The organism is Pedobacter sp. UYP1, from assembly GCF_040547305.1.
GTDB lineage: Bacteria > Bacteroidota > Bacteroidia > Sphingobacteriales > Sphingobacteriaceae > Pedobacter.
The window spans coordinates 21735-46545 of the sequence record NZ_JBEPPL010000009.1 but is presented as its reverse complement, the minus strand read 5'-3'; the positions used below and the strand labels follow the sequence as shown (position 1 = coordinate 46545).

22 protein-coding genes and 1 other RNA gene are annotated in these 24811 nt (G+C 39.0%); 14 read left to right on the top strand and 9 right to left on the bottom strand.

The features are described 5' to 3' along the window. Positions 1-89: 89 nt before the first annotated feature. The 3 genes from aroA to ABIB30_RS17325 all read left to right on the top strand — a co-directional run bounded on the left by aroA (position 90) and on the right by ABIB30_RS17325 (position 4227). Positions 90-1352, top strand: a complete 1263-nt coding sequence (gene aroA / locus ABIB30_RS17335) for a 3-phosphoshikimate 1-carboxyvinyltransferase (protein WP_354304156.1) — start codon at positions 90-92, stop codon at positions 1350-1352. 34 nt (positions 1353-1386) lie between these two features. Continuing rightward, positions 1387-2478 (top strand): chorismate synthase, encoded by a 1092-nt coding sequence (gene aroC / locus ABIB30_RS17330; protein ID WP_354304154.1) that lies wholly within the window; start codon positions 1387-1389, stop codon positions 2476-2478. Between the two features lie 165 nt (positions 2479-2643). Beyond that, complete coding sequence (locus tag ABIB30_RS17325) at positions 2644-4227, top strand: S8/S53 family peptidase (protein ID WP_354304152.1); 1584 nt, start codon at positions 2644-2646, stop codon at positions 4225-4227. 98 nt (positions 4228-4325) lie between these two features. Here the strand turns inward: ABIB30_RS17325 and ABIB30_RS17320 are convergent, their stop codons facing one another. After that, positions 4326-6749, bottom strand: a complete 2424-nt coding sequence (locus ABIB30_RS17320; RefSeq protein WP_354304150.1) for an alpha-ketoacid dehydrogenase subunit alpha/beta — start codon at positions 6747-6749, stop codon at positions 4326-4328. A 214-nt stretch (positions 6750-6963) separates the two neighbouring features. Between ABIB30_RS17320 and ABIB30_RS17315 the strand changes: the two genes are divergently transcribed. Then, positions 6964-7350, top strand: a complete 387-nt coding sequence (locus ABIB30_RS17315) for a DUF1573 domain-containing protein (RefSeq protein ID WP_111632080.1) — start codon at positions 6964-6966, stop codon at positions 7348-7350. Between the two features lie 65 nt (positions 7351-7415). Beyond that, the gene (locus ABIB30_RS17310) at positions 7416-8615 is read left to right on the top strand and encodes a pyridoxal phosphate-dependent aminotransferase (protein WP_354304147.1); all 1200 of its coding nucleotides are present in this window, start codon (positions 7416-7418) and stop codon (positions 8613-8615) included. 70 nt (positions 8616-8685) lie between these two features. On the opposite strand, the gene ABIB30_RS17305 is transcribed toward ABIB30_RS17310, so the two are convergent. The 5 genes from ABIB30_RS17305 to ABIB30_RS17285 all read right to left on the bottom strand — a co-directional run bounded on the left by ABIB30_RS17305 (position 8686) and on the right by ABIB30_RS17285 (position 12403). Next, entirely contained in the window at positions 8686-9132 is a 447-nt protein-coding gene (locus tag ABIB30_RS17305; RefSeq protein ID WP_354304145.1) for a GNAT family N-acetyltransferase, read from the bottom strand. Positions 9133-9222: 90 nt separating this feature from the next. Beyond that, on the bottom strand, positions 9223-9393 hold the full coding sequence (locus ABIB30_RS17300) for a hypothetical protein (protein WP_354304144.1): 171 nt from the start codon (positions 9391-9393) through the stop codon (positions 9223-9225). Between the two features lie 493 nt (positions 9394-9886). Then, positions 9887-11311 (bottom strand): COG3014 family protein, encoded by a 1425-nt coding sequence (locus ABIB30_RS17295; protein WP_354304142.1) that lies wholly within the window; start codon positions 11309-11311, stop codon positions 9887-9889. Positions 11312-11374: 63 nt separating this feature from the next. After that, positions 11375-11971 carry a penicillin-binding protein activator LpoB gene (locus ABIB30_RS17290; RefSeq protein WP_354304140.1) on the bottom strand — a complete coding sequence of 199 codons (597 nt, stop codon included), beginning with the start codon at positions 11969-11971 and terminating at the stop codon, positions 11375-11377. 51 nt (positions 11972-12022) lie between these two features. After that, complete coding sequence (locus ABIB30_RS17285) at positions 12023-12403, bottom strand: hypothetical protein (protein WP_354304139.1); 381 nt, start codon at positions 12401-12403, stop codon at positions 12023-12025. A 199-nt stretch (positions 12404-12602) separates the two neighbouring features. Here ABIB30_RS17285 and ABIB30_RS17280 point away from each other — a divergent pair, with 199 nt between their 5' ends. Next, the gene (locus ABIB30_RS17280) at positions 12603-13493 is read left to right on the top strand and encodes a DUF3078 domain-containing protein (protein ID WP_354304137.1); all 891 of its coding nucleotides are present in this window, start codon (positions 12603-12605) and stop codon (positions 13491-13493) included. A 53-nt stretch (positions 13494-13546) separates the two neighbouring features. On the opposite strand, the gene ABIB30_RS17275 is transcribed toward ABIB30_RS17280, so the two are convergent. Further along, complete coding sequence (locus tag ABIB30_RS17275; RefSeq protein ID WP_354304135.1) at positions 13547-14887, bottom strand: MFS transporter; 1341 nt, start codon at positions 14885-14887, stop codon at positions 13547-13549. A gap of 259 nt (positions 14888-15146) precedes the next feature. Between ABIB30_RS17275 and ABIB30_RS17270 the strand changes: the two genes are divergently transcribed. Next, positions 15147-15578: an SRPBCC family protein gene (locus tag ABIB30_RS17270; protein WP_354304133.1), complete on the top strand. Its 432-nt coding sequence runs from the start codon at positions 15147-15149 to the stop codon at positions 15576-15578. A 61-nt stretch (positions 15579-15639) separates the two neighbouring features. Next, positions 15640-16182, top strand: a complete 543-nt coding sequence (locus ABIB30_RS17265) for a hypothetical protein (protein WP_354304132.1) — start codon at positions 15640-15642, stop codon at positions 16180-16182. A 147-nt stretch (positions 16183-16329) separates the two neighbouring features. Here the strand turns inward: ABIB30_RS17265 and katG are convergent, their stop codons facing one another. Next, positions 16330-18600 carry a catalase/peroxidase HPI gene (katG, locus tag ABIB30_RS17260; protein ID WP_354304130.1) on the bottom strand — a complete coding sequence of 757 codons (2271 nt, stop codon included), beginning with the start codon at positions 18598-18600 and terminating at the stop codon, positions 16330-16332. 263 nt (positions 18601-18863) lie between these two features. Here katG and ssrA point away from each other — a divergent pair. The 6 genes from ssrA to ABIB30_RS17230 all read left to right on the top strand — a co-directional run bounded on the left by ssrA (position 18864) and on the right by ABIB30_RS17230 (position 23345). Beyond that, positions 18864-19229: a transfer-messenger RNA gene (gene ssrA / locus ABIB30_RS17255) on the top strand. Positions 19230-19550: 321 nt separating this feature from the next. Continuing rightward, positions 19551-20570 carry a PDDEXK nuclease domain-containing protein gene (locus tag ABIB30_RS17250; RefSeq protein WP_354304128.1) on the top strand — a complete coding sequence of 340 codons (1020 nt, stop codon included), beginning with the start codon at positions 19551-19553 and terminating at the stop codon, positions 20568-20570. Positions 20571-21303: 733 nt separating this feature from the next. Then, positions 21304-21516 carry a hypothetical protein gene (locus tag ABIB30_RS17245; protein ID WP_354304126.1) on the top strand — a complete coding sequence of 71 codons (213 nt, stop codon included), beginning with the start codon at positions 21304-21306 and terminating at the stop codon, positions 21514-21516. A 22-nt stretch (positions 21517-21538) separates the two neighbouring features. Then, positions 21539-22069, top strand: coding sequence for an SDR family oxidoreductase (locus tag ABIB30_RS17240; RefSeq protein ID WP_354304124.1), 531 nt, complete (start codon positions 21539-21541; stop codon positions 22067-22069). A gap of 155 nt (positions 22070-22224) precedes the next feature. Next, a complete protein-coding gene (locus ABIB30_RS17235; RefSeq protein ID WP_354304122.1) occupies positions 22225-22785 on the top strand; it encodes a Crp/Fnr family transcriptional regulator in 561 nt (186 codons plus the stop codon). A gap of 230 nt (positions 22786-23015) precedes the next feature. Beyond that, the gene (locus ABIB30_RS17230; RefSeq protein WP_354304120.1) at positions 23016-23345 is read left to right on the top strand and encodes a DMT family transporter; all 330 of its coding nucleotides are present in this window, start codon (positions 23016-23018) and stop codon (positions 23343-23345) included. 88 nt (positions 23346-23433) lie between these two features. On the opposite strand, the gene ABIB30_RS17225 is transcribed toward ABIB30_RS17230, so the two are convergent. Beyond that, positions 23434-24780, bottom strand: a complete 1347-nt coding sequence (locus tag ABIB30_RS17225) for a paraquat-inducible protein A (protein WP_354304119.1) — start codon at positions 24778-24780, stop codon at positions 23434-23436. Positions 24781-24811: the final 31 nt, after the last annotated feature.

The following is a 24811-nucleotide window of genomic DNA, read 5'->3' as shown; positions in this document are numbered from 1 at the left end:
TCATCTGAATTTTCAAAAGCTTTTCTTAGTCACAGATTAGGAAAAGCTTCCGAAAATTCTGAATACAAAATATTAACACGAATGCTCCAATGAAGAAGAATGCACTTGTTTCCTTTAAGGGACAAAAAGATATCCAGGCGACGATAAACCTCACGGGTTCAAAAAGTGAGAGCAACAGGGCATTGATTATTGCTGCAATCAGTAAAGGATTAGTCAAGGTAAATAACCTTTCTGATGCTGCTGATACAGTGACTTTGAACAGGATTTTGACGGAACTGAGTACAACTGAAACTGAAGAAAGAAGAACGGTGGATGTTGGACATGCTGGCACTGCAATGCGCTTTTTAACAGCTTATTTAGCTACAATTCCACAGCAATTTCTACTTACTGGATCTGCCAGAATGCAGGAACGCCCGATTGGTATCTTAGTGGACGCTTTAAAAAGTCTGGGTGCGGATATATCTTATGCTAAAAATGAGGGCTTCCCTCCTTTGTCCATCAATGGAGGTTTAAATAATGTACGTGCTGAGGTTTCTATCAAAGGAAATGTAAGCAGTCAGTATTTATCAGCCTTGCTGATTATTGCGCCAAAATTGCTTGCTGGTCTTTCGCTGAATATTGAGGGTGGATTAACTTCCAGACCATATGTAGAAATGACGCTGGCTTTATTAGCTTCAGCCGGGGTTTCACATAGCTGGAAAGGCGATAATATCTATATAGGCCCGCAGCAGTATCAGGCGGCAACACTGACTGTTGAGCCTGACTGGAGCGCTGCGTCTTACTGGTACAGCATAGCTGCACTGGCTGACCAGGCGGCTATTGAACTGCCTAACTTGAAAGAGGAAAGCTTGCAGGGAGATAGTAAAATCCAGGAAATCATGATTGGCCTTGGTGTAAATACACAAAGAACCACAAATGGTATAGCTTTAAAAGCCAATAAAAACGAACCACAGACTACAGCTATTCTAAATTTAAAAGACTGCCCTGATCTGGCGCAAACTATTATTGTTTGTGCTGCTGCTAAGGGATTAAACCTTGCTTTTACTGGCCTGGAAACGCTTAAAATTAAAGAAACCAACAGAATTCTGGCCTTACAAAATGAGCTGGCTAAAATTGGCGTTACTTTAAATGAAGAGAATGAGGTGTATACCTTAAACTGTGATAGGTTAAACTTCCCGGAAAAGGTAACTTTCGCTACTTATGATGATCACCGGATGGCTATGGCCTTTGCGCCTTTAAGTTTGCTGATTAAAGAAGTAGAAATTGAAGATTTCCAGGTGGTAGAGAAGTCATATCCTGATTTCTGGAAACATTTGCAAAAAGCAGGTTTCACGGTTCAGGAATTAGCCTGATAATTAGAATAACTTACAAATTTAAATTAAAAACATGGCAGGGAATACCTTCGGACACTTATTCAGGATTTCAACTTTTGGAGAATCACATGGCGAGGCTATTGGCGTTATTGTAGATGGCTGCCCTGCAGGATTGCCTATTGATCTGGAGTTTATCCAGTCAGAGTTAGATAAACGCCGTCCGGGACAATCAAAGATAACCACACAACGTAAAGAGAGCGATACGGTACAAATCTTATCGGGTATTTTCGAAGGACAAAGTACAGGTACACCAATTGCGCTTTTGATTCCGAATGAGGATCACCGTTCCAAAGATTATGAACACAATAAGACTGTTTATCGTCCTTCGCATGCTGATTATACTTATGATGCTAAATATGGTATCCGTGATCACCGTGGTGGCGGACGTTCATCTGCGAGAGAAACGGCTGCCCGGGTAGCAGCAGGTGCTATTGCCAAGTTATTACTTCAACATTATGGGATCGGTATTTTTGCACATGTTTCTGCTGTAGGAACCATCAATGCACCTAATTTACAAACCTTGCCTATTGCTGAATTGTTAGCACAGCGCGAAGAAAATATCGTGCGCTGCGCAGATCCGGCAACAGCAAATGAAATGATCGAATTTATCGACAGCGTCAGAAAAGATGGAGATACTGTTGGTGGAAAAATCAGTTGTATCATTCACAATTGCCCTCCGGGATTAGGAGAGCCTGTTTTTGATAAGCTGCATGCCGATTTAGGCAAAGCGATGTTAAGCATTAATGCGGTACATGGTTTTGAATATGGCTCAGGATTTTCAGGAAGTGAGATGAGGGGATCAGCACACAATGATATCTTCCTGACCGATGGAGCACATGCACCAAAAACACTGACTAATTTCTCTGGTGGTATACAAGGAGGAATTTCTAATGGAATGGAAATCAACTTTACAGTAGCTTTTAAACCTGTAGCGACCATTATGCATAATCAGCAAACGGTAAATGCTGCTGGTGAGGCCGCAGAGATTAAAGGAAAAGGCAGACATGATCCTTGTGTGGTGCCAAGAGCAGTTGTGATCGTTGAGGCGATGGCAGCTTTAGTTCTTGCCGATCAATTATTAAGAAATAAATCAAGCAGGTTATAAGTTAAAAACCTGTTTATCCGGACGCCCTGTTATCTAAAAAATAACAGGGCGTTTTTTTTGTGTTAAATCTTTCACTAAGACTATTTTAATTTAAATTAAATGAATAATTATTTCTACTTTACCTACATCTATTGAATACCATCTAACCTATAAAAACAATCTATTATGAAAAACAAAAACAAGGCGGCAATTTTGTGCGCCGTATTTTTAGTCGTTTTGATATCCTGCCGAAAGGATAACCTGACCACCAACAGTCAGGATGCGCTCCATCCAAAAGGCAAACTCTATTCCGTACAGGAAATTAATAACGTAATTCAGTCCAGTTTGCAGAAAACCGGCGATTTTAAATGGAATGAGCAAAGCGATGAATTGCTATATAGTGCTGTTATCCATGGGGATAGCTTGCTGTCTGTGGGGTATGGAAATCCACAATCGTCCAATACGGTCACCGAGAGTTTGAATGCTGAAGCTCAAATGGCAAACATCAGTGTATCAGAAGCAAAAAAAGCAGGAGTAAATATCGATGGCATTAAAAGCGGCATTTTACAGCAGGTAAAAACTGCTGAGGCCAAAGAGAACGTATTGCAATATGAAAGCCCTGTACTGACCAATATGGTGGTTAAAATAGGAAATTTAAGTACGCTTCAGGAGTTACGTAAATCTAAGGCTATCCGTTATTTGGAACCTGCTGATTACAATAAGTTCTTGTTAAAAAGCAGGTCAGCTATTGCTACAGAAAGTCTGAGTTCTGGTGGCGGTGGGGATCCTGCTGAACTTCCGGGCTGGTTTATTCAAGGCAGCGGTGAGCCTTTAATTCCTAAAAGTTACGGAGATCAGAAAATCCCGGATGCATGGAAAGTAAGTACTGGAAAAGGTATCACTATCGGCTTAATTGATAATGGGGTTTATCAAGCTCAAACCGCATTTAGTTCACAAGAATTTGGTGCTGGAAGAACGATTACACTTTTTGGCACTTTTAAGGGGGCAAATGACGTATACGCAAACAAAGACGATATGAGCGCAGATCATGGTACGGGTATGGCTTCATTGATTGCTGCACCTAAAAAAGTAAACCTGCCTGTCGGGATTGCCTATAACTGTAACCTGGTGAGCTACAGGGCAACTGATTTTGTAGCTTTGTGGAGTTCTAAACAGCAACAAGGTGTAGCCAGTGCTTTAACTAAGTTAGCTGATGATAACAATGTAAAAGTGATATCCATGTCCAATGGCTGGATCTTTAATGTATCGGTTTTAGCTGACGCAGTAAAATATGCTAAAAGCAAGGGTAAGCTGATCTTTGCTGCTGCCGGAACTTCTATTAAACCAATCAATCTTGGATTTTTCGTGATTGATATTCCTAAAAGTGTAGGTGTAATATTCCCGGCTTCAATGAGTGAAACTGTTGCGGTTACGGGTACTGATTATAGCACAACGGGAAGCCTGGTGAGTTGTAAGGAGTGTCATGAAGGTGATAAAGTTTATTTTACGACCACTACGGCAACTTCAGCAGGCGTAAATAACGCCGTAGCAGTTTATCATGATACACCAGGTCAATATGGTTTCTCAGGCTCTTCTTCGGCAGCTACAGCAATCAATGCGGGTATCGCAGCACTGGTTTGGTCTGCACATCCATCATGGAATGATAAACAGGTATTACAAAGAATGGTAGAATCTGCTAAATTATATCCCAATAAAGATCCTAAACTGGGCTATGGCCCAATCAATGTTTTAAAGGCTGTCCAGCCTTAAAAACGCTATCAACAACAAAGCCTGGTCCTTCCCTGTAATTTCAACAGGGGAACCAGGCTTTTTCTTGAAAAAATAAATTTCAAATATCGAATTCTGAATTAGAAAATTGCAGGATATTTTGCTTCGTTATGTGCATTCATCATCTGGTAAATTGTCTCTACTACATCATCTACTGATGGTTTAGTGAAATAATCTCCGTCAGATCCATATGGAGGACGGTGAGCTTTTGCAGATAAAGTTTGTGGTTGTGCATCTAAATGGTAATATCCACCCTGATTCTCTAAAATCTGTTGCAGGATATAAGCCGTTCCGCCACCCGGAACATCTTCGTCTACCACTAATAATTTATTCGTTTTCTGTAAAGAAGACGCGCATAAATGATCTGTATCGAAAGGAAGTAAAGTCTGAGGGTCAATGATCTCTACTGAAACTCCGTAAGCTGCCAGTTCTTCAGCTGCTTCTTCTACGATTCTTAAAGTGGAGCCATAAGATACCACAGTAATATCTGTTCCTTCTCTTACAATTTCAGCTTTTCCTAAAGGTACTGTATACTCCCCAACGTTATCAGGCAACATCTCTTTTAAGCGATAACCGTTCAGACATTCAATCATTAAAGCTGGTTCATCCGCTCTGAATAAAGTATTGTACATTCCCGCAGCCTGCGTCATATTACGGGGCACACACAGGTGTAAACCCCGCAAAGAGCCCAGGATCATACCAATTGGTGATCCTGAATGCCATACGCCTTCTAAACGGTGTCCGCGGGTCCTGATAATTACCGGTGCTTTTTGTCCGCCTTTGGTACGGTAAGACAAACTAGCCAGGTCATCACTCAAAACATTCAGTGCATATAACAGGTAATCCAGGTATTGAATCTCTGCGATTGGTCTTAAACCACGCAATGCCAATCCGATACCCTGACCTGCAATAGTCATTTCTCTGATACCGGTATCGGTAATCCTTAATTCACCATATTTAGCCTGCAAGCCTGCAAAGCCCTGGTTCACATCACCGATATTTCCTAAGTCTTCACCAAATGCTACTAAACGCTGATCACGTGCAAAGTTAGCATCAAAACAAGCATTCAATAATTCGCGGCCATCGACCATTTTGCTATTGTCCTGGTAAGAGGCTGGCACGATATTCACTAAAGAAGGGCTTTCCTTACCGTCTGTAAACAGCTTGGAGTTATAGCGTTCTTCGTTGTTTTCTTTTTCTTTCTGGTACCAGCTTAATAACTGGTTTCTTTCTTCAGAAGGTTGGTTTAACGTTAAGCGAAGTGCTTTTCTAGCAGAAGAAATAACTTCTTTACGCTGTGCATCCGGTGTTCCGCCCAGCGTACCTGCAATTTTTGATAAAGCCTGGTTTGAATCAGAAAGGTTATTGATCAAACTGATCACCTGATCTTTTTCTGTTTTGATGTCCCCAAGGAATTCATTCCAGGCTTCTTTCTGCGCTTCACGAACCAGTTTTTTAGCCGTATCTTCTAATACAGCTAATTCCTCTTCGGTCACGATAGCAGATTCAAGCATCCAGAGACGCATTTGACGGATACAGTCAAATTCCTTTTCCCACTCTAATCTTGCTTTGTCTTTATAACGTTCATGAGATCCTGAAGTAGAGTGTCCCTGAGGCTGCGTAACTTCAGTTACATGGATTAAAACAGGCACATGTTCATCGCGGCAGATCTGAATAGCCTGCTGATAGGTTTCACAAAGGGCAGGATAATCCCAGCCTCTTACTTTATATATTTCGTAACCTGCGTTATTTTCATCACGCTGGAAACCTTTTAATATCTCTGAGATATCCTCTTTAGTAGTCTGATATTTAGCCGGAACAGAAATTCCGTAAGCGTCATCCCAAACAGACATCGCCATTGGAATTTGTAAAACCCCTGCTGCATTGATCGCTTCAAAAAACACGCCTTCAGAAGTAGAAGCATTTCCTATAGTACCAAAGCCAACTTCATTTCCATTAACGGAGAAGTTTTTCAGGTAATTTAATTCCGGATTTTGTCTGTATAATTTGGAAGCATAAGCCAAACCTACTAAACGTGCCATCTGGCCGCCTGTTGGTGCAATATCAGAAGAAGAATTCTTCATTTCTGTTAAGTTTTTCCATGAACCGTCTTCGTTAAGTGAACGGGTGGAAAAATGGCAGTTCATTTGACGGCCTGCAGATGCAGGGTCTGCTTCTACGCTTGGATTAGCGTATAATTGAGCAAAAAACTCCTTAATGGTACAAATACCTGTCGCAAAAGCAAAGGTCTGATCGCGGTAATAACCAGAACGCCAATCACCATTTTTAAAGGCTTTAGCCATTGCAATTTGTGGAAGTTCTTTTCCGTCGCCAAAAATGCCAAACTTAGCCTTACCTGTTAAAACCTCTTTACGGCCTAGTAAACTAGCCTGTCTGCTCTCGAATGCAATCCTGTAATCATCGATTACTATAGTCTTGAAGTCGTCAAAACTTAATTCTGAGGCATCGATGGGGTTCGTCGTAAGTTTGTTATTTAGCATCATAAGCACAAAAGTTTATTGGGCAAAGATACGTATTTTCTATTTTCCGTCCCTTACCCAAGTGTAATATATATATTAGCTTTTGACTTTGAAATGTTAATGAAAACATTAAATTTGTTCAAAAGATTTAAATATGAAACCTGCATGAGCCTACAATTCACTGCATTAGATTATCAGGTTCATGTAAGATTCATAACCATTTAAAAAAAAATAACTGATGAAAAAGCTAATTATACTATTAACCTTTGTTTTAGGTGTTACCGTTACTTCATTTGCACAAAGCAAACCAGCTGAATTTAAATTTGAAAAAGAGACGCATGATTTTGGAAAAATTCCATTGACAAGCCCTGTTTCTGTAGAATTTAAGTTTGTAAACGTCGGTGATGAGCCTCTGATTTTGACAAAAGTAGAGACTACTTGCGGTTGTACTGTACCAACTTACACACAAACACCTATTAAAAAAGGAGAAGCTGGCCTAATTAAAGTTACTTATACGCCTGCAGGTTCACCATTGCCTTTCAGCAAAAGCATCACGATCAACTCTAATGCAAAAACACCTACTAAAGTGTTATACATTAAAGGAGAAACAGTAGCAGGAAAATAATCCGCAGAAAAATATTATTATCAATAAAACCTCGTTAAATCAACGAGGTTTTTTATTTTTGACCCATGCCACATATTTCAGAAAAAGGGATACAAATGCCCGCATCGCCTATTAGAAAACTAACTCCATTTGCAGATCAGGCAAAGAAGGACGGTAAGAAAGTTTATCATTTAAATATCGGCCAGCCAGACATTGCCACACCAGAGGGCATGTTAAATGCAATTAAAAATATTGATTTCGATGTTTGGGCTTATACGCCTTCTGAAGGAACATTAAGCTATAGAACAAAACTTACTGAATATTACAATAAACTGGGGTACAATATCACTCCTGAGGATATCTTAGTGACTGTAGGTGGTTCTGAGGCTATCACAATCGCTATGCAGACCTGCGTGAATGAAGGTGACGAAATTATCATTCCTGAGCCTTTTTACGCCAATTATAATGGATTTGCTTGTATGAGTAATGTAGTTGTAAAACCAATCCTGTCTTATATTGAGAATGGTTTTGCTTTACCAGCGATTGCAGAATTCGAAAAGCTGATCACTGATAAAACTAAAGCGATTATTATCTGTAACCCAAATAATCCGACAGGCTATCTTTATTCAAGAGAAGAGCTTCAGGCATTGAAAGAATTATGCTTAAAGTATGATTTGTTCTTATTCTCTGATGAGGCTTACCGTGAGTTCTGCTATGATGGCAGAGAATTCATTTCTCCGATGCACCTGGATGGTTTAGAGGAAAATGTAGTGATCATGGATACTGTTTCTAAAAGATACAGTGCTTGTGGTGCGCGTTTAGGATGTTTAATCACTAAAAACAAGGAAGTAATTAAGTCAGGATTGAAGTTTGCACAAGCAAGATTAAGCCCTGGAATGGTAGAACAAATTGCTGGAACTGCTGCTGTTGATACTCCTGATAGTTATTTTGAAGAAGTAAATAAGGAATATACTTTACGCAGAGATACTTTAGTATCCAGATTAAATGCTATTGATGGTGTTTTCTGCCCTAATCCGGGTGGCGCTTTCTATGTAGTTGCCAAATTCCCTATTGATGATGCAGATGTATTTTGCCAATGGATACTGGAAAGTTTTGACAACAATGGCGAAACAGTTATGATGGCTCCTGCAACTGGTTTTTACTCCAGCCCTGGCTCAGGTAAAGATGAAGTGAGAATGGCTTATGTATTAAATATTGATGATTTAAACAAAGCAATGGATTGCTTAACGTTAGCGTTGAAACAATATCCTGGTAAAACGAACTAAGAATATATCCCTGTAAAAGAAGAGTCCTGCAAATTTGATTTGCAGGACTCTTCTTTTACAGGGATATATTTTATAAGGTCATATGTAGTATTGGAAAAGGTTTTCCCATCCCGTCTAAAGCTGAACGGCTGATTGTTTTAAATCCCATTTTCAAGTAAAATCCTGCTGCCTGCTGGTTATCTTCATTGACATCGACTTTATTCACTTGAAGGGTTTGCACGGCATGTTCCAGCAATGCTTTCCCTATCCCCTTCCCCATAGCCTGCGGATGCACAAACAGCATTTCCAGTTTATCGCTCTCTATCCCCATAAACCCGAGGATAGCCCCATTGGTATCCCTGATGCAAAATAGTTCAACCAGCTTCAGGTATTCACTTAATAACAATGATTTAAAGAACGTAATGTCCTGTTCATTTAAAAAATGATGGGTAGCGCGAACAGAAGCCTCCCATAATTCACCCATTGCAAAGAACTCAGATTCGTTTGGACTCTCTATTTTATATAAACCTGTCATCATATCAAAATTAACAAAATGTGAAGAGCGACTCAGGTTTAGATGCCCGAATCGTTTATTGTTACAGCTGAAAAGGAGAAATATGCCCTTGAATCAAGGTTTTAGTTCCTGATCTTTCTCTTCTTTAGTTTCTACATTTTCTGAGGGATGTTTTTCTCTGCCTGAAGAGACTGGCGCAGGCCCGCTAATTCCCAATCCAAAACAGGCTAAGCTAATCAGCATGACCATACCGGCAAAGCGCAATACTTTCTTGATGCGTTTCATATTAAAATAAAAAGGAATGAATTTTTTTGGTGTTACTTTTAAGCTGAATAGAGAAAGGATTCAGCTTGTTCAGGAGTATAATCAATAACTCTTCTGAACAAAAAACATCCTATAGGAAGGATATGTAATACGCTTATCAGATTTGTGCCCGCCTGTATGCGTATCAGCCTGTCCTTGATGATTAGCAACAAGCTGCCGGAACAAGACAAAAAGATACGCTGAAAATTTACAGTCCGTATTTTCTGAATAAAGCTTCGATAAAAAATATGATTGCTACGTACAGCAGAGGTCTGTCCCGCTAGTTTACTTGTTGTAAATTTTGAAATAGCTATCGGGCTGCGTCCGGATCTGCTGGAGATGATGAATACACTAATCAACATTAAAACGACAAGCATCCAACGGGATACCTTCGTTATAAAAGCCGGAATACTTATATTCATCATACCTGACAAATATAAGTATTCCGGACAAAAATATTCAGTATATCAACTACTTAACGTAGTGTAGCATAGTTATAGAATTGAATTCCACCATTGCCATTCACTTTAATGGTTTTGGTTTCATCTGCTCCCTGCGCATTTTTAAGTGTTAACGTAATTTCGTTTTCACCTGTTTTTAAGGGTATACGGGCATAAGAAATGCTGCTCGGTAAGGATTGCCAGTTACGGGTATCGGCCTTCTCAGACAGCAAGCTATACAGCTGCATGCCATAGCCAAGACCTTCCAGTAAGGTATTATTTTTCTGACCTTCTCTTTTTGCACTTTCGCGTAAAGCATATTCTGCTAATTTCTTAACTGCCAATCTTGAAAGTACCTTACTCATTTCATTCAGTGTGCGCTGTTGCAGTGTCCTGAAAGCAAGTTCATTGATATTTTCTGCTTTTTCCAGTGTTACATCGCCCTGCGTATTCTTGATTACTGCAGAAGCGTAATAGGAAGGTTGTGCTACATATTTAGGGAAGGAAGCTCTTAAGCTTTCTACGGCTTTAATATTTAGTTTATCGCGATCGCCGCTATATACAAATGGAATAAGTAATCCGCCAGCTGCGTTGCTGAAAAAAAGATTTCCACCATCACCTCTGGTTAAAGTAAAGAATAAGTCTTCTTGTTTTTTAACAGGTGCCAGGCCATTTTCCCAAAAGAAGATCAGTTCACCGCCTTCTGGTGCTTTCTCTGGTTTATATTTAATGCCAAATGCAGTTTCAAATTGTACAGCTTCTGAAGTAAATCCGTTTAAATAAGCGGTTCTGATTACATCTTGTTGAAGTCCTAAAGGCATTTTTGTACCGTAATAGGTTTTATCCGGGCTTTTTTGATAGATTTCAACAGCATTTCTATAAGAAATAAAGGCATTATTGACATCTTTATTGCTCTCGTAAATCATGCCTTGCAGCATTAATGAAAAAGCATCCTGAGCGTAACGTTTATCTTTATTATTGAATTTATCTCCTTGTTCTTGTGCCTGAAGGGTGATCCGTCTGGCTTCTACGACTGCTTCATCTGTGTTATGCAGATACAAATAGTTAAGTGCTTTATAGTAATGGATCATGAATTTCTCGAAATCCTCTCCCTTATAACGTTGTGTCATTGGATTTACCAATACGCCAACAGTTGCATCCAGCGTACCTGTCAACCCTATTTCCAGCATTTGATCGGCTTCGTTAAAATACCGGTTACTGTTTTCATAATCTCCAAGTAAATGACTTACTCTTCCTTTCTCCATCAAAAAAAGCAGTTTATTTCTTGGTTTCTGAATCAGGCTGTTCTTGTCGAGTTCAATTTGTGCCTCTTTGTAATTCCCTGTAGAAATGTTTTTATAATACGGGGTAATACGGTCGTTATAACTTGCGCAACCAAATAAAAAAAGCATCAATCCTACAACTGATGCCCGAAGAGTATACGTACGAATGGTTGTCATATGAGTTATAAATTGTCCTGAACATCAGTTATATGATCTTCAGGACAAGGAGAAATTACGGGATTAGTTTTTAACGTATTTGGCTATTTTCTTCTCACCGATCCAAACCACTTCATTAGTCTGAATGTTGGTCAGTTCAAGATTTACCTGGTAATAAACCACTTTTTGGCGTTTGTGTGCATCTACAATAGAGTTAATTGATCCCTGAAGGATATAATCAGCACCGTTCTCTAAACCGAACTTTTTGATCGTAGAGTTAGAAGAGTTTGTTTGCTGATCTGCTTTTTCTGCACGTAATTCCTCGCGTTTTTTACCACCCTGTACCAAACGTACTCTTTGTGTCTGAATGAAAGAGCTTTCGATGTCTTTTACAAAGGTCTCTGCATCGATATGTTCATGACTTTTATTCTGAACAAATCCAACAATTACTACTGGTTTTTTGCCTTGATGTTCATCCTGATGCGTACCTAGCCAGTTTGCAGTCAGAATGTTCTTAGTCAGTTCATCTGCTACCATTCTGGAATCACTGTTATTCCATGATCCGCTAATGTCTATGGTTTGATCTGTACTCACACGTGTTACTTGTCTGGATGAGCATGACGCAATCATCATTCCTGAAGCGGCAAGCGCTGTAACCGTTAATAATCTATTGAATTTCATCTGTGTTATTCTGTTTTTTTATAATTGTTAGATCGTATTTCCGGAAATTTGTTACCAGCCGAACCAGAAATTACTACGCCCGCCGTAGTAGCCTCCATAGTTATATCCTCCATAAGGATAATAACTGCTGCCGAAACTTAATGAAGGATAAAAGTCACCGTAGTAACCATTCATTCTTTCTTCATGTCTCCATTCACGGCGCTGACGACGACGTTCCAGTTTGGCTTCATACCAGTCGTAAGCTTTGTAGGTATTCTGAACAGTAGTTCCCTGCTGACTAGTCAGCGAGTCTGCAACCTTAAAATATTTTTCCTGGCTTTCTTTATACCGCGGGTTTTGATCCGGAGCTAAACCTGACTGTTGTGCGCTTGCTGTTCCAGCGTAAAGAGCACAGAACAACAGGCTTGAAATAATGACTAAATTCCTTTTCATGACCTTAAATTTAAAGTATAACAAAAATAAGCATAATTTGGATTGACTGTATCTTTCTGCCACTTTGCTTCAGTTAATTTAACGTTTTTTAACGAAACTTTGATAAATATGCCGTGCAACTTGTTCAGGATGGGGCCTGATTGGGATAAATAGTATTAAATGATGATATTGGGTATATCTATATATATAAAATGTACTTATGAAAACACTTATTCTTTCCTTATCATTGACCGCAATTAGCCTGATTGGCTATGCACAGGTCACTCCAAAAGCCGACACGACAAAAAGGTGGACTATTCATGGGGAAAACACATTGTTAATTAATCAAAGTTCTTTCTCCAACTGGTCATCTGGTGGTGTAAATTCAGTTGCAGGAAATATCCTGTTTAATTATGATTTCAATTATAAGAAGGATGTTTGGAGCTGGGATAATAAAGTGATTTTAGGTTACGGGTTAAGTAAGCAGCAAGATGCCGGTACCCGTAAAAATGATGACAGGATTATTTTAAACAGTTTATTGGGCCGTAAAGCGTCTCAATATTGGTTATATACTTTCTATGCGAATTTCCAGACGCAATTTGCAAAGGGTTATAATTATTCGGCGACTCCACAAAAATTAATCTCAACTTTTCTTTCACCTGCCTACCTGACCTTCGGACCTGGTTTTGCCTATAAGCGTTCCGATAATTTCAGGATTAATATTTCTCCTGCTGCTGCACGTATTATTATTGTTCAAAATGATACGCTTTCTGCTCAAGGTGCTTTCGGTGTTGATCCTGGTAAAAAGAGTAAATTTCAGTTTGGTGCTTCGTTAGATGCTTACTATAAAGTAAACCTGGTAGAGAATATCAGCTTGGAAAACACTTTAAAGCTATATTCTGATTACCTGGATAAACCAGGGAATATTTATACCGATTATACGGCTAATCTTTTCATGAAGGTGAACAGGTTTGTGACCGTAAATGCGGGTATACAGTTGATTTATGATGATAAAACTAAAATACAATACGTTGATAATGGCGTAAACAGGGACAAAAAGGCACTACAGGTCAAACAGATTTTTGGAGCTGGGGTAACTTATAAGTTCTGATTTTTTTTATTCGGGAAGAGGGGCTGCCTTTATAGCTAGTCCCTCTTTTTGTTTTAGTTCTCCGGGTCTTCATTCAATTTTGAAGTCTCTTTAGATTCCCTCATGAATACGTAAACGACCAGGGAGAGAAATATACAGGTAGTAATATACCAGTAGAAATAAGGTTCATGTCCTATCTTTTTGAACCATAGGGCCAGGTATTCGACAGTTCCTCCAAATATAGCTACCGTGATTCCATAGGGTAAACCAACACCTAATGCCCTGATCTGTGCCGGAAATAATTCTGCTTTTACAATTGCATTAATACTGGTATATCCACTCACAATAATCAAACCTGCCAGTAAAAGAAAAAATGCACTCCATTGTGAAGTTGTATTACTTAAGGTGGTGAGCAGCGGAACGGTAAAAATAGCTCCTAGTACGCCAAAACCAATGAGTAGTGGTTTACGACCGATACGGTCAGAAAGGGTACCGAAAACTGGTTGTAATAAGGCGAAAATTAACAGGGAGAAGAAAGATAGCAATGTGGCATCCCCTTTCGATAAATGAACGGTATTGATCAGGAATTTCTGCATATATGTAGTGTACGTATAAAATGCCAGGGTTCCTCCCAAGGTCATCCCTACTACAGTAAGTATAGCTCTGGGATGTTTAAGTAATTCTCTGATTGTTCCACTATCTTTTTTGCTTTTCTGAGCTTCAAAGGCCTTTGTTTCATGCAGACTTTTACGAAGATAAAGGGCTACAACAGACAGTATAGCTCCGATGACGAAAGGAATGCGCCATCCCCAGGAAACCAGCTGGTCTTCTGTGAGGACTCTTTGAAGTATAATCTGTATACCTAATGCGATCAGCTGGCCTCCGATTAGTGTAACATATTGAAAGCTGGAATAAAAACCCCGCCTGTTTTTGGTTGCCATTTCGCTTAAATAGGTAGCAGAAACTCCGTATTCACCTCCAACACTAAGTCCTTGTAATAATCTGGCGGTTAGCAGCAGTACCGGAGCTACCAATCCTATTGTTTTGTAAGTAGGGGTTAATGCAATTAATAATGACCCCATGGACATCAGTAAAACGGATAGCGTCATACTCTGTTTACGTCCTACTTTATCGGCGATACGGCCAAACATCCATCCGCCAATTGGCCGCATCAAAAAGCCAAGTGCAAAAATCCCCGTAGTATTCATTAACTGGGCTGTCAAATTACCTGAGGGAAAAAAGGAGGAAGAAAAGTAGATGGAGAAAGCAGAATAAGCGTACCAGTCGTACCATTCTACCAGATTCCCCACGGAGCCTCCAAATATAGCTTTCAGCCTTTGCTTTGAGATCTTAGGTGATTCCTGATTTTTATCAGTTAGTTGTTCGGTTGCGGATAGGTCAGTTTGTCTGTTCATAGGTTGGTTCTTATAGCAACATAAGAAAAATAAATAGAGATTGAGTATCAAATAATCATTAAAATATCATCATAAGTTGTTAACTGATAGTAAGCTGACTTGTTATGATGTATTGATACTTAGATATCTTGAATCTTTTATATATTAATATATTTATTTGCTATTTGTGGATAGAAATTTTGAAATTAGTGCTTGCGGTTTTAAAGCCCCTGCCCTGCTGCTTTTGAAGCACTTAAAAATAAATCTAAAAACCAATAGCATGAAAAATCAACCATTTGAAATTGAAAGAACTTATAATGCAGCCGTAGAAAAAGTATGGCGAGCCATTACGGATAAAAATGAGATGAAGCAATGGTATTTTGATCTGGAAGAATTTAATCCGGAAAAAGGTTTTGAGTTTACATTCGATGCGGGCGATAAGAATATTTTGTACACTCATATCTGTAAAGTGATTGAGGCTTTACCCGATCAGAAACTCAGCTATAGCTGGAGATATAGAGATTATCCAGGTGATTCTGTGGTTACTTTTGAGTTGTTTCCAGAGGGTGAAAAAACCAGGTTAAAGCTTACTCATGAAGGGTTGGAAACATTTCCTCAAGATAATCCTTCTTTTGCTAAAGAAAGTTTTGCTGGTGGATGGAACGAGATTATTGGCAAGTCTTTGAAGGGATATGTGGAGAAGGCGGGATAAGGTTTAAATTACCACCAAGCATAATAATATTAATAACAAAATAAAGCATCAGAAAACACTTATGATAAGAAGATTCATCATTCTATTTAATCTGTTGGTATTTGCTACCGTGATCTGTTACGCACAGCGTACTTCTTCATCAGAAAACCCATATAAGAAGCAGTTATTAGCACAAGCTAATTTAATGGGTAATGCCTTAATGAGAAGTGATTATGACACGTTTTGTAAATATACGCACCCATCTGTCATCAAAGGAGTAGGTGGAAAAGGTGAAATGATAAAATCTATTGTTGAGCTTAATAAAACTTTGAAACAACAAGGTGCATTTATAGCTGGTTTTCTGATCAGTAATCCTGGTAAAATTATAAAAACGAATAATGAGCTTCAATGTACGTTGCAACAGCGTGTTAATATGGTATTTGGTAAAAAAAGAGGCTTCTATTCTTCTACGTTGATAGCTATATCAGCAGACGGAGGAAAAAACTGGTTATTTGCAACAGCTGTAAACAAAGATCTTGCTGCCATGAAAAAAGTGCTTCCTAATCTAAGTATGGATATTGTCATTCTACCCACGACACCATTAAAATATTATAATCAAAAATGACAGGCTGAAGTTTAAATCTGCCATATTGAAAAAATTCTGCTAGTCTGATTCCATTTTTAACAACAAAGAGCCTGTATCATAAAATACAATGCCCCCAAAAAGTCAGACACTTTCTGGGGGCATTTTTACTTTTAGAATATCACATAATTATTTTAAATCGAACCTGTCCAGATTCATCACTTTATTCCAGGCGGCTACAAAGTCTTTGGTAAATTTGGCCTGAGCATCAGCACTTCCGTAAATTTCAGCAACTGCTCTTAATTCCGAATTAGAGCCGAAAACAAGGTCTGCACGGCTAGCTTTCCACTTAACTTCACCTGTTGAACGATCACGACCTTCATAAGCTTCTTTATCTGCTGATGCTGCTTTCCACACCGTATTCATGTCGAGCAAGTTTACAAAGAAATCGTTAGTAAGCTGCCCTGGGCGTGATGTAAAGACACCATAGTCAGAACCATCAAAATTTGTATTTAATGCACGCAAACCACCTACCAGCACTGTTAACTCTGGTGCTGTAAGTGTAAGCAAATGAGCTTTATCAATCAGCAATTCTTCAGTAGATACAGGAACTTTCGTCTTGCGGTAATTACGGAAACCGTCAGCAGCAGGTTCCAGATAACCGAATGACTCTACATCAGTTTGCTCCTGTGAGGCATCTGTACGGCCAGGTGTAAAAGGAACTTTAGTGCCATTTTCCGCAGCTGCTTTCTCAACGCCTGCACAACCGGCCAGTACAATCAAATCTGCCAGCGAAACTTTTTTACCGTCTGCCTGAGCACCGTTAAATTCCTTTTGAATGCCTTCTAATATATCCAATACTTTTTGCAATTGTGAAGGATTATTCACTTGCCAGTATTTTTGTGGAGCAAGACGGATACGACTACCATTTGCCCCCCCTCGTTTATCAGAACCACGGAACGTAGAAGCCGATGCCCATGCTGTAGAAACTAATTCAGATACGTTCAGACCTGATTCCAGGACTTTTGCTTTCAAGGCTGCAATATCACTTTCATCGATTAATACGTGGTCAACTGCTGGAATAGGATCCTGCCAAAGCAATTCTTCTTGTGGCACATCAGGGCCAAGATAACGAGTAAGCGGGCCCATATCGCGGTGCGTTAATTTATACCATGCACGTGAAAAAGCATCTGCAAATTGATCCGGGTTTTCGAAGAAGCGTCGTGATATCTTCTCATAAGCTGGATCAAGTCTTAAAGCAAGATCGGTAGTAAGCATAGTTGGCAAATGTTTTTTTGAACTATCAAACGCATCCGGAATAATAGCTTCTGCGTTTTTAGCTACCCATTGGTGTGCACCTGCAGGGCTTTTAGACAATTGCCATTCAAAGCCAAACAGGTTTTCAAAAAAGTTATTGCTCCATTGAGTTGGCGTGGTAGTCCACGTTACCTCCAGCCCACTGGTAATTGTGTCGGCACCTTTACCAGAACCGTAACTGTTGCTCCAGCCTAAGCCTTGCATTTCAGTATCTACAGCTTCGGGCTCTTTACCCACATGATCAGCAGATGCAGCACCATGTGTTTTTCCAAAGCTATGACCGCCTGCTATGAGTGCGACTGTTTCTTCATCGTTCATGGCCATTCTGCCAAATGTATCACGGATATCTTTAGCCGCAGCCACAGGATCAGGATTACCGTCAGGGCCTTCTGGATTCACATAGATCAGTCCCATTTGTACTGCTGCAAGTGGTTTTTCCAGGTTACGGGAGTGAATATCACCATCGGCATCATCGTCTGAAACTAATACACCATGTCCCTCTTCCACACCGGATGAACCATGTGCATAACGCAGGTCACCACCCAGCCAGGTAGTTTCAGATCCCCAATAAACAGATTCATCTGCTTCCCATACATCTTCACGTCCACCTGCGTAACCAAAGGTTTTAAATCCCATTGATTCCAGTGCGATATTACCGGTAAGGATCATCAGGTCAGCCCACGAAATCTTATTGCCATATTTTTGTTTAATCGGCCAAAGTAGTCTGCGCGCTTTATCGAGACTTACGTTATCAGGCCAACTGTTAAGAGGTGCGAAACGTTGCAGCCCTGCACCAGCACCGCCGCGTCCGTCGCCAACACGATAGGTTCCTGCGCTGTGCCAGGCCATGCGAATGAATAAACCACCATAATGACCAAAATCTGCCGGCCACCAGTCTTGCGAATCTGTCATTAGCGCATGAAGGTCTTTTTTCACTGCTGCAAGATCGAGGCTTTTAAAAGCTTCGGCATAATTAAAATCTTCACCCAATGGGTTTGATAAAGAGGAATGCTGACGCAGAATACTCAGCTTTAACTGGTTAGGCCACCAATCGTTATTTCGGGTGCCACCACCCCCAACATTATGCTTCATAGTCCCATTATGAAATGGGCATTTACTGATGTCATTTGACTCTCTTTCCATATGTATATAAGTTTAGGTATCAAGTACTTTCTTATGCCCCGGTAATTGCAAAGCAGTATAAATTTATGATATTGGATGAAATAATCACAATCAATTATCTCTATACCGAATAGTTTAAGTCTATAATGTAAGCTACTGATTATTAACCGGATTCCCGATTAATGGCTTAAATGACTCTTTTATATAGAAATTGGCATAATATTTCGTAAATTTGTAATGGATATTTGAAAAGGAGTAGTTAACCACAAATATTTGTACGTATTGGGGCCGTTTTGGATTTGACAGGGCGGAGGTACGTATGTTAGCATGCAGTGCGTTGTACGGGGAGCACTTTAAAGTGAACGTTCACACTTTGATTGGCGAAAATAACTACGCCTTAGCTGCTTAATTTAGAATTAAATAGCTTTTGTCCCTCTGGCTGCCGCGTTTTTAGGCCGGAATCAGGGGCATCGAAATAATTACGCTGGCAATTGTAAGGTATGGTACAGTTGTAAGATAAAATACCTAAGGAGAAAGGCAAGGTAGGTTTCCGGCCCGTCTGATCCCGAAAATAGAGTGGAAAATAAGCATGTAGAAGGCATAATTTGCCACGCAACTGGACAAGGGTTCGAACCCCTTCGGCTCCACAGAGGCCTTTGAGATACTCTCAAGGGCCTTTTTTTGAATATTTTACCACTCTTCATAAAAGTGGTATCTCTTAAATTGATCAACTTTAAGTACTAATGACTGCGAAGCATTGCCTTTATTTTGAATTCTAGTAAAATTATATCCCTATAATATCTTTCCTAAATTCATCCATTCTATCAAACCAGCAATGTCATAAATCTTATGCGGGTGAGAAAATTTAGCTATTTTTGTTAAACGAAAAAAGAAGAACTATTAGTCACTATTGCACAAGCTAATAGTCATATGTGCCGATAGTTTAGAAAATATTTATTTATATAATTCGAATGGCTAAAAATAAAGACATTTTATCACCTGAGCAATCATTATTCAATGAACTTTCTCTGCTGATTGAACAAAGTCAACAGGAAGTTATGGCACAGGTAAACAGTTCTCTTACAATGCTATTTTGGCATATCGGAAGCCGTATTAATCAAAGTATTCTTCAAAATAAACGAGCAGAGTATGGAAAGCAGATAGTCGTTACGCTGTCACGACAAATGAAGGATAAGTATGGACGGAGTTTTGATGAAAAAAATCTTAGGCGAATGTTACAATTTGCAGATCAATTCAATGATGAGAAAATTGTCGTTACGCTGTCACGACAATTGAGTTGGTCACATTTTCTTGTGTTGCTACCTATAAAAAATGCAGAAGCAAAATTATTCTATGCAAAATCCGTATCAGCTCAAACAATAGGCGTTAGGGAGTTACGTAAAAAGATTGCCAAAAAGGAATTTGAAAGAACAGCAATAGCCAATCTGCAAAATACTAGTAGTCACCCAGGTATTCATGACAATTTCAAAGACCCTTATTTTTTAGATTTCCTTGGGCTTCAGGATACTTATCTAGAAAGAGATTTAGAAGAAGCCATACTTAGAGAACTGGAGACCTTCATTCTGGAATTAGGTAAAGGCTTTGCATTTGTAGAGCGTCAGAAAAGGATGATTATTGATGGACAGGACTTTCATTTAGACCTTTTATTCTATCACAGAAATTTAAGACGATTAGTAGCTATTGAATTAAAATTAGGCAAGTTCGAAGCTAAACATAAAGGGCAGATGGAATTGTATTTAAAATGGTTGGATAAATATGAAAAAAAGGAAGGAGAATTATCTCCTGTAGGACTAATATTATGCGCTGAAAGTAGCCGGGAGCAGGTAGAACTTTTAGAAATGCACAAAGACGGTATTATGGTCGCGGAATATTGGACAGAGCTACCTAGTAAAAAAGAGCTTGAAAAGAAGATACATAATATTTTAATCGATGCGAAGGAGAGAATTGAAAGAAAAAAGCTATTGGAATAAATTATCAATCTATAAATACATTTCATTGGCTTACAGCTAAATAAATATTAAAACTCTCACCACTGGTGAGAGTTTTAATATTTAGCGCAAAAAAGAGTTCGACACAGCCCCGCCCACCTCCTTAAACTACTCAAACTTCAATTTCTACGTTAGGCTGATTCACCAAAACATTTTCCGCATTAACCGCCCTAATAAGAATTAAAAGCCTTACAAAGGGTTCGTTTAAATCATCCTCAGCTCCATAATAAAAAGGCCTCTCGGAAATCTGAGAGGCCTTTTTATTATGCTGTCCATAATCTGGTAATTCTATACATGATAATTATTTGGCGCTGATATTTGCTAAAAAATCAAATAGACTTTTATTGATGTAATAATTGCATTAACAACAACCTTTGAGGATTTGGACTGGTCCTCAGTTACCTTTACAGCCTTCTGCCTTGATTTAGTTTCCCCATCAACACCTTTACTGACCTCTTTAGATGCCTATGCACCTGCTTGAGCTACTACTTTGCTGGTATTAGCTAAAGTTTTTTTAGTTCAGTATCATCACCACTTATCTTAAAATTTAATTACGGCATGGCGCTAAATTACCGAGCGTAATAAAGCGTAATAAGAAGAGTTTTTACAATGTCATACATTGTAAAGGATTCTCTGTATAGACAAGAAAAGTGATGTAATAAAACGATAAAATACTAACTCATTTAGTTTTATACTTTTTTTTAAAATAGTAGTTTTGGAGACTAAATACTTTAATTATGCTTATAAAACCAAACCTAGTCGCAACGAAGATCTTGAACCGTTGGAAAATCCTGGCCAGGTCACTGGATTTCATCTCCTACTGGTGATTACGCGCAAGATCGGCTGGAGAACAAATGACAATATAGACCAGGTATTAGTCCAAGCTATTGGCCGTATGACTGATCATTATGAGCAATTTGATTCATAAGGGTGATCAAAAATCATGATAAGTGGAAGAGAAATTTGGAAAAGTAGATGTACTGATTGTTAATGCTGGTGTATACGTGCTTGGCCCATTGGCAGACTTTACTGAGGAGCAATTCGATAGCGTGAGCGACATTAATTTCAAAGGCGCATTCTTCTCTGTTCAAAAGGCGCTTCCAGTACTAAAAGACGGTGCTTCAGTTGTATTGATATCTTCAACTGTAAATGGAAAAGGTATCCCCAATCATGCTGCCTACTCAGCAACGAAAGCTGCCGTACGCTCACTGGCCAGAAGCTTTTCTGCTGACCTGCTTGAACGTAAAATTCGTGTAAACGCCTTAACTCCTGGCCCGGTTGACACCCCTGTATTCAATACAGTTACGGCTAATGCAGAGGAGGCAAAAGCGATGAAGGAATCGTTTGCTGGTTTTACTCCGGTTAAACGTGTAGGAACCGCTGAAGAGCTGGCAGCCGCAGCACTTTACCTGGCTTCTGACGATTCTGCATTTATGCTGGGTACTGAACTATTGTTGGACGGTGGTTTAAGAGATTTATAATCCTTAGAAAATAAAATTGTAAACCAACATACAATAGCAGAAAAAACTGCTATTGTATGTTATTCCAGAACATATTTTTGGTATTTTATCTTTACTCTTCACAAAACAAACGTTTTGTATATTACAGCCAGAAAGCATAAAGAAAAGCGCTTAAAATGAATCCACTAATAGATAGATTGCGACAGTATGGAGACCTCTCTCCCGAAGCAGAGCAAGAAGTGAACAAAAGAACCAGGTGTTTTCAGAAACGGAAAGATGACTTTTTATTAAGGCAAGGACAGGTAATGTCAACTCTTTTTATGCTGGACAAAGGATTAGTACGGGCATATTTTATCAGGAAAGATAAAGAGGTTAATACATGGTTTGGTCTGGAAAACATGATTACAGGCTCGATACTGCCCTTATATACAGAAAAGCCTTCTTTTGAAAATATCCAGTTTTTGGAAGATTCCACTATATATTCTATTTCCGTAACAGATTTGAATGAACTTTATAAGATATTTCCGGAACTGAATCTTATTGGCAGAAAAATGGCCGAGGAACTTTGTGTTATTCTGGAAGAAAGAATTACTTCTTTACATACTGAATCTGCTGAAGAGCGTTACCATTCCCTGATCACTTCTTTTCCGGGACTTTTACAAAGAGTAAATCTGGGACATATTGCCTCCTACCTTGGCATAACTCAGGAAACGTTAAGCAGAATCAGAAAACGTTAAGCATAATCAGGAAACGTTAAGCAGGATCAGAAAACGTTAAGCATAATCAGGAAACGTTAAGCAGGATCAGGAAACGTTAAGCAGAATCAGGAAACGTTAAGCAGGATCAGGAAACGTTAAGCAGGATCAGAAAACGTTAAGCAGTATCAAAAAACTATAGTCGATTTTGACATACATCAAAAAAATGGCTCATAATAAATACCTCCTTTGCATTATAATTTTTAAACAACATGAAGTATTTATTTTTAGGACTGGCTATTACATTGGAAGTTATAGGTTCCAGCTTTTTAAAAGCATCTGATGGTTTCTCTAAATTACTACCATCCATCATAACATTTATTGCACTTGTTGGCTGTTTCTTCTTCTTTTCTCAAGCATTAAAATCCATTCCACTGGGTATTGCTTATGCGATCTGGGCGGGATTAGGAATTGTATTAACAGCTGCAGTTTCAGTTGTGATTTTTAAACAGACACTCGATTTACCTGCTATTCTTGGTATTTTATTAATCATTACCGGAGTTATTGTAATGAATGTTTTTTCAAAAACTAACGCACACTAAAAGCTGAAAAGGAAAAAAAGGCGATTTAAAACACATTTCATTGAATCAGCAGTTTAGTCAAGCTGCTGATTCAATGCTTTAAGCCAATTTAACTGAGAGGATCCCCCTCCTGATCGGTCACCTCATCATTTGTCATTCGTTTTAAAATGTATGACAACAAAGTTTCAAAGACTACGTAAACCACAAATATGAAATATCCAGGTTGCAAAGAGGTATCATTGACCGTTGTAGTGGTCAATAAACTGTTATGGATGTTCAAGTTAGACAACTGGCTTTTTAGAATTCCGTTCAAACCAATGTAAGTCATCAGGATACCCACTACCATCACATCGGCCATATCCCATTTACCGGACTCAAATGTCAAATATTTTACCACTTTATTTTCCGCCAGTTTTTTACTGCTTAAGAGGTGGATACCCTTAGCAGTTATTCTTAATACAGGGAGAATAATAATGAATACAAGCATTAATACACCTACTACAATAGCGTCAGGCTTAGGTTGTTTCACTAATACTTCAATGATGTCCAATATACTTTTACTCTGGAAGAATAACACCTGGTTCTCAAAAGTAACTTTCTCGCCCAGCAGCATAAAGTTCAAGGTCTCGATGCGTGCATCTACTTCTATAATAGAGGCGGTTATACCTACCGCTAACAGGATAAAGGCAAATAATAGCGACATGACAAAAAGCGTGGTTTGCAGCTGCACCTGCTTTCTCATAAGCCACCATAAGCCAAGTGCAACCAAAACGCAGCCCAGCATAGCATAAGCATAATTGTAAGTCACAGTGCGAATGGCTGCTAAACGGGAATTAATCTCTTTATTAAATTCAGTTGGGTTAGCAACGTGATATTTCTTGTACAGATGTCTGGTAACAGCAGTATTAGCAACAGCAGTACTATCATAAGTTTCGTCTGCAAGCTGGTCAATTTTACTGGTAGCAATACTCTTTAGCCTCTTGTGACTTGCGGGGCTATTCACCTTATCAATGATTGTTTTTGCAAATGAGGGCACTTGTTTTTGTATATCATCAGCGTCCACAAAGCTATTGAATGCGAGTTTTTTCAGCTTACCACCTAAAGTCTTTTGTGGTTTGTTAATCTCTGCAACTGCCTTGGCAATGAGACCGTGAAGCTCTTCTTCAACTTGTTCCTGCAAGTCCTTCTTTTGTTCGCGCGTCATCGTAAAATCGCGTACCTGGTGATTGATAACTTCTGTCATCCTATCACGCCACTGATCAACAGAAAACAGTCCGAATGTGATATTATTCGACATGCTATAGTCTTCTTTAATCTGCTCCTGCTCCATTGAATCTTTATGCAGGCGGTAACCGAAATAAGCTTCGCCACAAAGCAGTATACTCAATCCAAGAATGAGTATCAGATTGGGCAGGCCAAATTTTTTAACCGATGTATTTTTTTGCTGAGTTATCAATGTATTAATTAATTAGATTATAATATGATCT